General features: G+C 60.5%; 11 protein-coding genes. 4 read left to right on the plus strand and 7 right to left on the minus strand.

All coding sequences use genetic code 11. The features are described from left to right. The 4 genes from VKV28_11260 to VKV28_11275 form a co-directional block, all read right to left on the minus strand. Positions 1-703: aminotransferase class III-fold pyridoxal phosphate-dependent enzyme (locus tag VKV28_11260; protein HLH77374.1), on the minus strand; the 703-nt coding region annotated here is incomplete at its 3' end. A 6-nt stretch (positions 704-709) separates the two neighbouring features. Continuing rightward, positions 710-1,540 carry a hypothetical protein gene (locus tag VKV28_11265; protein HLH77375.1) on the minus strand — a complete coding sequence of 277 codons (831 nt, stop codon included), beginning with the start codon at positions 1,538-1,540 and terminating at the stop codon, positions 710-712. A 1-nt stretch (position 1,541) separates the two neighbouring features. Next, entirely contained in the window at positions 1,542-2,243 is a 702-nt protein-coding gene (locus VKV28_11270; GenBank protein ID HLH77376.1) for an NTP transferase domain-containing protein, read from the minus strand. Then, positions 2,243-2,950 (minus strand): HAD family hydrolase, encoded by a 708-nt coding sequence (locus VKV28_11275; GenBank protein HLH77377.1) that lies wholly within the window; start codon positions 2,948-2,950, stop codon positions 2,243-2,245. Before VKV28_11275 ends, VKV28_11270 begins: the two co-directional genes overlap by 1 nt. Before the next feature lie 303 nt (positions 2,951-3,253). Here VKV28_11275 and VKV28_11280 point away from each other — a divergent pair, with 303 nt between their 5' ends. After that, the gene (locus VKV28_11280) at positions 3,254-4,582 is read left to right on the plus strand and encodes a radical SAM protein (protein ID HLH77378.1); all 1,329 of its coding nucleotides are present in this window, start codon (positions 3,254-3,256) and stop codon (positions 4,580-4,582) included. Positions 4,583-4,624: 42 nt separating this feature from the next. Next, on the plus strand, positions 4,625-5,233 hold the full coding sequence (locus tag VKV28_11285) for a hypothetical protein (protein HLH77379.1): 609 nt from the start codon (positions 4,625-4,627) through the stop codon (positions 5,231-5,233). 15 nt (positions 5,234-5,248) lie between these two features. Here VKV28_11285 and VKV28_11290 read toward each other — a convergent pair whose 3' ends face one another. Both VKV28_11290 and VKV28_11295 read right to left on the minus strand, forming a co-directional pair. Then, complete coding sequence (locus VKV28_11290; protein HLH77380.1) at positions 5,249-5,581, minus strand: BON domain-containing protein; 333 nt, start codon at positions 5,579-5,581, stop codon at positions 5,249-5,251. A gap of 254 nt (positions 5,582-5,835) precedes the next feature. Then, positions 5,836-7,257, minus strand: a complete 1,422-nt coding sequence (locus VKV28_11295; GenBank protein HLH77381.1) for a phospholipase D-like domain-containing protein — start codon at positions 7,255-7,257, stop codon at positions 5,836-5,838. 672 nt (positions 7,258-7,929) lie between these two features. Between VKV28_11295 and VKV28_11300 the strand changes: the two genes are divergently transcribed. Continuing rightward, positions 7,930-9,255, plus strand: coding sequence for an ammonium transporter (locus VKV28_11300; GenBank protein HLH77382.1), 1,326 nt, complete (start codon positions 7,930-7,932; stop codon positions 9,253-9,255). Positions 9,256-9,258: 3 nt separating this feature from the next. Here VKV28_11300 and VKV28_11305 read toward each other — a convergent pair whose 3' ends face one another. After that, the gene (locus tag VKV28_11305) at positions 9,259-9,522 is read right to left on the minus strand and encodes a hypothetical protein (GenBank protein ID HLH77383.1); all 264 of its coding nucleotides are present in this window, start codon (positions 9,520-9,522) and stop codon (positions 9,259-9,261) included. A gap of 83 nt (positions 9,523-9,605) precedes the next feature. On the opposite strand from VKV28_11305, the gene VKV28_11310 reads away from it, so the two are divergent. Next, positions 9,606-10,184 (plus strand): isoprenylcysteine carboxylmethyltransferase family protein, encoded by a 579-nt coding sequence (locus VKV28_11310; GenBank protein ID HLH77384.1) that lies wholly within the window; start codon positions 9,606-9,608, stop codon positions 10,182-10,184. Positions 10,185-10,217: the final 33 nt, after the last annotated feature.

The raw sequence follows: 10,217 nt of genomic DNA on the forward strand, positions 1-10,217 counted from the left end.
CCTGAAACGGTTCTACCAGCACGGCGGCCAAAGCGCCGGCACTGGAATGCTTGAGTTGCTTGCGGGCGAATTCCACGCAGAACAGGCCGCAGCTCGGATATTGCAACTTAAACGCGCAGCGGTAGCAATCGGCGTAGGGTACCAGGTAGCGACCCCCGGGCAGTGGTCCATAACCTTGCTTGGACTCGTCACCGACCATCCCTAGGACGCCTCCGGTTTTGCCATGAAAGCCGCCCCAAAAGCTCAGCACTTCATGCTTTTTGGTGGCCGAGCGGGCTAGGCGCAAGGCGGCTTCGACCGCTTCGGCGCCACCGCTGTAGAGATGGACTCGGCGCAACGGTGCGGGCGCAGCCGCAGTCAGGCGTTCGAAGGCTTCGGCGCGTTGAGCGGTAGCGAAGGTGCCAACGGTCAGGCGGCTAGCCTGCTCGGCCAATGCCTTGGTCATCGCGGGATGAGCGTGGCCCAGGCTGGCGACTGCGACGCCGGCAAAGAAATCGACGTAGACATTGCCGTCGGCGTCGGTCAGAGTAGCTCCGTTGCCGTGGTTGAAGGCCACCCCGGCCAACTGCGAAATACGTTGGCGGCCGGGCGCCAGATGGCGCTCTTCGTGCTCGAAAATTTTGCGTGAGGCCGGCCCCGGAACGGGGGTTTTGATGCAGGGTAGGTCGGCCGCAAGGGCCGCCCGAGGCTGTGCCACGTCCATTAAGGTCTATCTTCTCCTGAGGCTATCTATACGGCTCATCGCGTGGTTTGCAATCGCCACTGCCGCTCGTTCGCGCACCGCCGCAAAGCTGGGCCAATCGTTAAAATCGATCAAATAGAAGCGATGTTCGTCTACTACTGCGTCTCCACCCCAAACCTCCAGCCCCAGCATGGCCGCCGCCTTTTGCGCGGCTTGGGCCAGCGCGTTCACCATATTCGACCGCAACTCCTCAGGCCCGTTGACAACTTCGAAAAAGCTTCGGCTTACGCCGTAAAACTTAACTACCTTACCTTCGACTGCGGCTTGAAGGTAGGCCTTTTTTGCCCCACGTTTGGCTAACTGATGCATCGCCATGAGCAGAGCAGGGAGGGTTTCGATCCGAGTAACGTCGTCGGCCGCCAGCGCGTGCAGATCGCCGCGTTTGACGAACAGCCCGCTTGCCAGCGAGAAATCGGCTACCGCGGCTGCCGCTTGCGTTGGGCTCAGGTCGGTTTTGACGAGCCGCCCGGGCGGAGTCGGAATTCCGGCCGCATGCAAGATCGGCCCCATCCGATCGCGATAGCAAGCGCGAATCGCCGCCGCTTGATTGATTACAATGGTGCCCGCGCGCTGCGCCAACTCCAAGCCGCTCAGCGCGGCTCGGCTCTGGCACATTGCCAAGATCAAGTTGGCGCCTGCAGGTGTGTGCGAGCTGGACTCCAGCTCGGCACCATCGATGGTCGTCACCGCACAACCTTGGTGTGCCAAATGCGCGAGCGCGGCATCCAGAATGGCCGCATCGACTTCAACTTTGCCCGGTGAAAAGCGCGCCTCGCGATAGATCCCAAGGACCCGCACGTCACTCCTCGTCAAACGCAGCGACCATCCGGCGGGCGGCAGCTAAGTCGGCAGTCTCGTCGACGTCTATCACGTTGTGGACTTGGACCGTTCCAATCAATTCACGCCAGTCGATAAGGGCGGCCAGAAATTGCCGCAGCGCGCCCATTCCCGCGGCGCGATTGCGATATTCAAAGATGCGGGTGGAGAAGAAATATATTCCGGCTGTCACCATAGCGGCCTGCGCTCCGATCGCGGTAACGATGCCCTCTTGGCCCACGCTTACGAACAGCGGGCGCGAATCACCACGCCAGTTGACCACGCCCAATACTCCGGCCAGGGCCGGTCGCTGCTGCACCTGCGCCTGCGCTTGGGTCACGAACCGGGCCATCTCGGCGCGCGCCAGAACTGCATCGACGGTGGCTGCCACAAACCATCCTGGGGCCAGATGGTTTCCTAATTCCAGCCAGGTTTCCAACGAGTTTTGCGTATCCCGCACGACCAGTGCCAAGCCTTGGGGTAACGCCAACCGCAACTTGGAGGCTGCGGCGGCGGTTTCCGAGTTGATCACCGCCACCACACTCTGGGCGCCGGCGGCGCGCAACGAGTCGGCTTGCCGCCACAATAGCGGCCGGCCGGCTAGGGCGACCAAAGGCTTGGGCAGGTCGGCTTGGGGGCTGCGCAAGCGCTCGCCCCGTCCGGCCGCTAGGATTGCTCCTTGCATCAGTCTCCGAGCAAGCTGTGCAAATCGGCCAGATCCGCTATTACATAATCGGCCCCCGTGGCGGCTGCAGCGCAAGCTGAGCGCGCTCCAGTTACCAAGGCCGTCTTCATACCCAACGCGCGCGCAGGGGCGCAATCCTTGGTCAACGAATCGCCGATCATCAGGGTATGCTCGGCCCGCGCACCCAATGCTTGGAGAGCGAGGGCGAAAATATACGGGTCGGGTTTGAATACCCCCACTTGCGAGGAATCGATAACTGTCGTGGTCAGCTCCAGGATACCGGCATCGGCCAACACCCGCTCCAGATTGCCATAAAAATTGGAGACTACGCCTAAATGGAAACGAGGTGCTAGCTCGGCCAACAGAAGGCGGCTGGTTAGCATACCGGCAACACTGGCGTGACAGAACGGAACGGCGATTTGGCTTGGAACGAAACCTGCCGGAAAACGTGCGGGTAGCCGTTCGCGCAACTCCTCGATATGCCATTGCACCAGCCGCTCGACCAGCGAACTCAAGTCACACTCCCGTAACGCCTGCGTCGCGCGATAACCTTGCGCCGTAGCCCAGGCGAAAGCCGGATCCAGCTCTTGGCGCTCCAGTCGCCATCCGGCGGCGCGGTAATGAACCAGAAAGCGGTCCAACCAATGCTCGCCTGGTAGGTCGAGCGTCCCGCCGAAATCGAACAGCAGGGTATCGATCCGGTCCACGTTGCGGGCAGATTAGCAGCCCGCACAGGAGCCGGACAATCGGTTAAGAGAATTTTAAAACGCATTTATTGACCGCGCGGACGGTCGCTTTAATGCGCTCTCTTGCCTCGCCTGACCGATTGGTCTAGTAGATTTATCAGCGGTTTAACGATTGGTTACCATTGAGAGCAGTGCTCCTGATGCGCCGGTTAAAGACGGTTAGAGAGCTGTAACTATCAAATAGGCTTGGATTTCAAGTTTTTGGAGGACGGGGCGGCAGACGCTCCAAAATGGTCGTGACGGTCTACGTCTCGGGGAGAAGTCATGAGTAAAAAGCCGCGTATCTTACTGGTGCAACCCACCACGGTGCACCTGGATGGTACCCCGCACAAGACCAAGTGGCGCTTGATCATGGGTCTGATGATCCCGCTTATCGCGGGCACGACCCCTGATGATTTTGATGTCACCCTGTGCGATGAGCGGGTGGACGACATCAATTTTGACGGCGGCTGGGACTTGGTCGGAATGACCACCACGATTGGGGCTTCGCTGCGCGCCTACCAATTGGGCGATGAATTTCGCCGGCGCGGAATCCCGGTGGTGATGGGCGGCTTTCACGCCACCCTACAAACCGAGGAAGCGCTTAAGCATGCCGACGCGGTGGTGCAGGGCGAGGCCGACTTGGTATGGGAAAATTTGTTGCGCGACTGGCAGGATGGCAAGCTCAAATCGATTTACAAGGCGGACAAGCTGCACGATCTCAAGAAGCTACCGCGCCCGCGCCACGAGTTGCTCAAGCTTAATCGCTATCTGTTCAAGTGTATCCCGATTCAGGCCAGCCGCGGATGTCCCTATCGATGCGCGTTTTGCGAAATCCCGGTATTCTACGGCGGTAGCTACCGCACCCGCCCGATTGAAGACATCGTCGAGGAAATCAAGCAAAATATCCAGATTACTGGCATCCGCCGCTTTCAATTCATCGACGATCAGATCACCGGCAAGCACAAGTTCGCGCGCGAGCTGTTCCGCGCCCTGGCCCCGCTCAACATTCGCTTCTCCTGCCTGTGGACGATCAATTCCAACCATGACGACGAATTGTTGGACCTCGCGGCCAAGGCCGGCGTCTTCCACGTCAACATCGGAGTGGAATCGATCAGCCAGGACAGCCTGCTGTCGATGAACAAAATTCAAAATCACGCCAAAGAGTACAAGACCCTGCTCGCCAAGCTGCGCAAGTATGGGATCTATTATTCGCTCAACTTTCTCTTTGGGTTGGAAAACGATCATCCGCAAATCTTCGCGGACACAATCAAATTCCTGCACGAGGTCAAGGCGCCCGAGGCATTTTTCAACACCGTTACTCCGCGCAAAGGGACCCCGATGCGCACTCAGCTCGAAAACGAGGGACGCGTAATCATTCCTGACGCGGATATGTATACCAACAACTTCCGCTGCATGTTCGTGCCCAAGAACCTTTCGCCCCAGGAAGTCGAAGAGGGGGTCTGGCGCTGTACCACGCAATTCTATTCGCTTAAATCGATGTTTAAGCGGCTGCTCATGCCGCCCGGACCCTTCACTTGGCAAGGACTAACCGAAAACATCCTATTTTACTGGGGCGCCAAACGCCGGATCGATCCGGTCGACTACTACTAGGCCGTGGCTTTCCGGTAGGACCGTAGCCTTCGTGGCGGCGTTATGAGGACCTGCGCGCTACGCCTGATCATCTTGGTCTTGGTCGCGACGGGGCTGACGCTAGCACTGCCCCCAGCCCACGCCCGGCTGGCTGAAACGAAGGTGTTGCATTACCAGCCGGCGATGCCCAGTGGCGCGCCGCGCGCCGGTTCCTGCTGGACCAACTCCATCGCCAGCAACCGGTCCGATGCTTGGCGCTGTATGTCTGGCAACGAAATCTTCGATCCCTGCTTTCTCATCCCAGGCAATCGCGCCGTGGCCTGCGACGCCGATCCGAGCCGGCCTGGTTCGGGTTTTCTGCTGCGGCTAACCAAGCCCTTGCCTGCGCCCGACGTGGCGCGAGGCCGGCCATACCCCTTTATGGTCGGGTTGACCGACGGTTCGATCTGCGGTCGTTTTACGGGCACTCTGGCGTTGGTAGCTGGGCAAATCGTCCGCTTCGGCTGCCCGCCGGCCCGCGGCTGTGAGGGCTCCGATTGTCCTTATCGCGGACTTACCAGCCTGTATCCAGGCAGGCTCTGGCACGCTCGCGAGTTGACCTATCGCTCAGGCCGTGACGGTCCGGTGCTGATAAAATCGCTTCGAGTGCCCTTGGCAACGGTCTGGCGGTGAGCCGTTTGGTTCCCGTTACGGCGTCTGCAGATGGTTTCTTACCCCGCGCACGCTGTTGATTTTGCGCACCAGCGCGACGGCATAATGGGCATTGCTCAAGGAGCCGATATGACCGCTTAAAGTGACCACGCCGCGACTGGAGCTGACGTGCAATTTGTATTTGCTGGTCACTTTATTGGTGGCCAGAATGGTTTTGACCTTAGTGGTCAGTGCGGCGTCGTCGATCGCATTTTCCGCTTCGCCCAACGCTCCTGGGCGCGCAGTCGCGCTGCCCTGGGCATGAGCCAGTGTCGGGCTGACGAGCATCAATATCCCCAACAAAAGGATGCCATAACGGGTTTTTGGCATAAGCGACCACCTCCTCGCTGGTAGTACCGGCCGCTCCAGCTAACTCAGCATACCAGAACGCCGGCGCATGGCCGGCAAAAAAAAACCGACGAGCGCGTCCTACCTAATTCACGATAGTCTGCCATTCTGCTGCGCGGTCATCCCTCACGCGCCGGACGATCGGCAAGCGCAGAAGCTGTCTACACAGGTGGTGCGGGCTTACGACCTAACCTAAGGCCTTTTTCGTCTGATTGGCCGGGCGCGAGGTGCGAAAATTACAACAGCGGTTGGATCAAACGTGCCAGCCATTCCTGAGCTCGTTCCCACAGTCGACGGTGGTGCCAAGTGGCGAGCTGGATTTGTTCGGATTGCTCGCGATCCGCCTTGAACATCATCTCCATCTGCTGTGCGAAGGACGGACTCAGCACCACCACATTTATCTCGTCATCGCGAGCGAAACTCCACCAGTCCAGGTTGGCCGACCCGACCGTGGACCAGATTCCGTCGATGGTAGCGGTTTTGGCGTGGAGCAGTGCGCCGGTGCGTTCGTAGATTTTGACCCCGCTCTTGAGCAGGGAAGTGTAATGGGAGCGCGAGGCGTAAAGCACAACGGGATGGTCGGTGATGTGCGGCAGATCCAACTCCACGTCCACGCCGCGTCGCGCCGCGGTGCGCAGGTCGGTGACGAACTGATGGTCGGGGACGAAGTAGGCGTCGGTGATCCACACGTTCTTTTCAGCATTGTGAATCGCTACCAGAAGGGTCAGGTAGATAGCGCTGATGGGGGCATCCGGAGTACTGCCGATTACTTCGACCAAATCGTCACCCTGGCGATGGAGGGTGGGAAAGTACTCGGCTCGGGGCAGCAACTTCCCGGTTTGGCGAAACCAGGTATCGACGAACAGTTGCTGGCATTGGGCCACCGCGGGTCCCTGAATCTCGACGTCGGTGTCGCGCCAGAACAACTCGTCGCCGTTGCCCGTGCGCGGCCGACCGCTGGTCGAAAACCCGTGGGTGTAGTCGCTGGTCAGGTTGACTCCGCCGGTAATTGCCAAGCGTCCATCCACGACCAGCAATTTGCGATGGTCGCGATGCTCCAGAGAGCGGCCGGGCAGATGGCGGAGCAGCCGGATAGGGTTGAAGGCCAGGACTGCGATATGGGCAGCGCGCATCTGGTCGAACAGCGACTGCGAGGTGGTGAGCGAGCCCAAGGCATCATAGATCACGTTGACCTGCACCCCGTGCCGGCTGCGATCCATCAGCAGGGCGGCAAATTCACGCCCTACCGAATCGTCGGCGAAGATGAAGGTTTCCAGATTGATCGAATGCTGAGCCTGCAGGATAGCCCGGCGCATCGCCGCATAGGTTACCGGCCCGTTTTGCAGCAAGGTAACTCGATTGCCGATCGCCAGCGGCGCGCCCCCGATCGCTTCCAGCAGCGGCAGATGAGCCAGCAGCTCGGGGCTGGCCGCGCCCTCAGCTTCAATCTGCTCGAGCAGCATCTGGCGCTGGTCAGGCGTTAGCGGCTGTTCCTGGGAATTGACAATTTGGGGCAATCGATGGGCGCGCGCGGCGATCGCGCGAATGTTCGCCCGCGCATTGGGCAGCGTATCGGCACAGCCGGCCGCACCAATCAGAATTAACAGGCAAAACCGGCGCAACCAGCGGTATAGACGCAACCCGCCGGCGGTGCGCATTAAATCTCCGGCCGCACGTGCTGGCGGCGAAGTCAACGGCAGCACGGTGTTCGAATGCCAAGCTGTTGCTTGGGGGCTGCTGCCCGCTGAGGCGCAGAATGTAAATCTCATGGTAACAGTACGGCTGAGATTGGGAGGAGGTTGACAACGACGGATGCACGGGCCCAAAAGGCGCTTATGCGAGCGGTTTCCGCCTGATCAACTCCACCAACTAGCCCAGGTTAGAAGAATCAGTGCGGCCGGCCACAGGATCCACGGCCTTCCCCGGCCGCTCAAGAGTGCCAGCAGCAATGCGCCTGCCAACGCTACCAGCAGCGCCGGAAAGGCGGCAGAAAGCCACTGCGAAGCGAAACGAGTACGGTATCCTGCTTCGAAGGCCGCTGCTGGATGGTACCATCCCAACGCTATCGTCGGCCAGACGATGCCGCTGGTGAGTGCCAATTTTTCTGGCTCCTTCCTGGTGTCGGATTGCCCGTCTTGAAGCCGGTGACGAAGGCACAAACGGGCCTGCTGCAAGGAGTATCGCTCGTACCCTGCTATCCAGCATGGGGGCAACGGCGGGGCAGCGCAACGAAAAATCGAGTTTGGGCCGCACGCCGTGGCCGTCTTGAGCGGGGCGTCAACTTCTGACAGGAATTAACCCTTAAATTACGCGATTTGCGAGGTCACTGAATGGGGCGGAAAGGTAGCACGATGGGGGTCGCCGTAGGCCTGCTGATGGGCCTTGGAGGAACCGCCTGGGCCCAGGGTGGGGGCGGTAAAATCGATAGCGGCGACACAGCCTGGGTGCTCATCTCGGCCGCCCTGGTGTTGCTCATGACCACCCCTGGTCTGGCCTTGTTTTACGGTGGCATGGTGCGGCGCAAGAACGTCCTGTCGATGTTGATGCAGAGTTTCATTCTGGCCGCCTTGGTATCGGTGCAATGGGTCTTGTTCGGTTACAGCCTGGCCTTCGGTCCTGACCATTGGGGACTTATCGGGGATTTTTCGTGGGCCGGGCTCAATGGGGTAGGCGCGTTGCCCAATCCTGCCTATGCGCCCACCATCCCGCACTTGGCTTTTGCGATCTACCAATGCATGTTCGCAGTCATCACGCCGGCGCTGATTACCGGCGCCTTCGCCGAGCGTATCAGCTTTGGTGGCTTTATCGCATTCAGCCTGCTTTGGATGACCTGTATCTATGATCCGCTGGCCCATTGGGTGTGGGGCAACGGGGGTTGGATTCACCAGCTCGGGGCGCTGGATTTCGCCGGTGGCACGGTGGTTCATATCTCCTCGGGAGTCTCCGCCCTGATTGCGGCGCTGGTCATCGGCCGGCGCATAGGCTTCCCCCAACGACCGATGCCCCCCCATAACCTGACCATGACGCTGACCGGCGCGGGTCTGCTGTGGGTAGGCTGGTTCGGCTTCAATGCAGGCAGCGCCCTGGCTGCCAACGGCTTGGCCGCCTCGGCGATGATGGCGACCCACGCTGCGACCGCGGCCGCCGCCCTGGCCTGGGTGTTGAGCGAATGGGCGGCACGGGGCAAGCCCACCGTGCTGGGCGTTGCCAGTGGCGCGGTGGCCGGTTTGGTCGCCATTACCCCGGCCGCGGGTTACGTCACGCCAGTGGCCGCGCTAATGATCGGCCTGATTGCCGGGGTCGTCTGCTTCTATGCTGTCGGCATTAAGTTCCGTGCCGGCTACGACGACGCTCTCGATGTGGTTGGGGTGCATGGTGTAGGCGGCAGTATCGGCGCCCTGCTGACCGGCATCTTCGCCAGCAAATTGGTCAATGCCGCCGGCGCCGACGGCTTGTTGGCGGGTAACCCACGCCAGCTGTTGCTCCAGGCGATCGCCGTGTTGGCTAGTATTGGTTTTGCCGCCATTGGCAGTCTAATCCTGCTCAAACTGGTCGACGCCGCCGTTGGCTTGCGCGTCAAGTCGGAAATGGAGCGCGAGGGGCTGGACTTGGCCGTTCACAGTGAAGTTGGCTACGCGTTGCTAGAGGAGGAATAGCGTTCAGGGCGCACGCATGAGGCTGAACAGCAACGGCCCGGCTTCAGCCATCAACTCGCGCACGATCTCGCTGATAGGCTTGCCGGGCACCTCCAGCTTGGCGGACAGTGATACCATCACGGTCAGATAGCCGCTCCGGGCCGGCTCATCGATTTCTGCCAGCCGGCGCTCCATGGCGGCTACGAACCGCCGATGAGTCTGAGTCACCGGGTCCATCCGCCGCGCGCGAGCAGCGCCTGTGAGTTTAGCGCTTTGCTGACGTGCCATGACTTCGCTTCAGATATAGCAGCCCCGGCGATAGTGGAAAAGCAAACCGTTCAGGCAGAAGGCCGGAGAAAGCGTCGAGGCTAATGTCGCTGAAGGTTTACCTCGTACTGCTTGCTCTGCTGGCGGTCGAGCGGCTAAGCGAACTGTTGCGGGCCGCCAGCAATCGACGCTGGGCGCTGGCGCGCGGCGCGGTGGAGAGCGGACATGGCGTGCATCGCCTGATGGTGACATTTCATTGCCTATTTTTTGTCTCTTGCGCGGCCGAGACAGTGCTCTTTCGGCCGCCCTTTCCCGGCTGGCTAGGCTGGCTGGCCCTGGTAGTAGCGCTATTAGCACAAGCGTTGCGAGCTTGGGTAATCGCGACCTTGGGGCCGCGCTGGAATACCCGCGTTCTGGTTGTTCCCGGCCTAGCCCCGGTGCGCGCCGGCCCGTACTGCTGGATTCGCCATCCTAACTATTTGGCGGTCGCCCTGGAAATCGTCGCAGTACCCTTGATCCACGGCTGCTGGCGCACCGCGTTAAGCTTTTCGCTGATGCATATACCGTTGTTGGCAGCCCGCATCCGAGTCGAGGAGCGCGCCATGGGTCCTGGCTATCAAGACCTGATGGACCGTCAGCCGCGCTTTGTGCCCCGTTCCTCCCGCCCTCGGTCAGCCCCTTGAGTCACGGCTTGATTTCTTAGCCGGCCGGGGCCG

The sequence above is a fragment of the Candidatus Binataceae bacterium genome (genome assembly GCA_035294265.1).
Lineage (GTDB): Bacteria > Desulfobacterota > Binatia > Binatales > Binataceae > DATGLK01.

What these genes read in the sequence shown, in the direction of transcription:
- VKV28_11285 (HLH77379.1), top strand. Translation starts at nt 4,625, where the DNA reads ATGAGGACCTGCGCGCTACGCCTGATCATCTTGGTCTTGGTCGCGACG.
- VKV28_11295 (HLH77381.1), bottom strand. Translation starts at nt 7,257, where the DNA reads ATGCGCACCGCCGGCGGGTTGCGTCTATACCGCTGGTTGCGCCGGTTT.
- VKV28_11310 (HLH77384.1), top strand. Translation starts at nt 9,606, where the DNA reads ATGTCGCTGAAGGTTTACCTCGTACTGCTTGCTCTGCTGGCGGTCGAG.
- VKV28_11280 (HLH77378.1), top strand. Translation starts at nt 3,254, where the DNA reads ATGAGTAAAAAGCCGCGTATCTTACTGGTGCAACCCACCACGGTGCAC.
- VKV28_11300 (HLH77382.1), top strand. Translation starts at nt 7,930, where the DNA reads ATGGGGCGGAAAGGTAGCACGATGGGGGTCGCCGTAGGCCTGCTGATG.
- VKV28_11270 (HLH77376.1), bottom strand. Translation starts at nt 2,243, where the DNA reads ATGCAAGGAGCAATCCTAGCGGCCGGACGGGGCGAGCGCTTGCGCAGC.
- VKV28_11290 (HLH77380.1), bottom strand. Translation starts at nt 5,581, where the DNA reads ATGCCAAAAACCCGTTATGGCATCCTTTTGTTGGGGATATTGATGCTC.
- VKV28_11305 (HLH77383.1), bottom strand. Translation starts at nt 9,522, where the DNA reads ATGGCACGTCAGCAAAGCGCTAAACTCACAGGCGCTGCTCGCGCGCGG.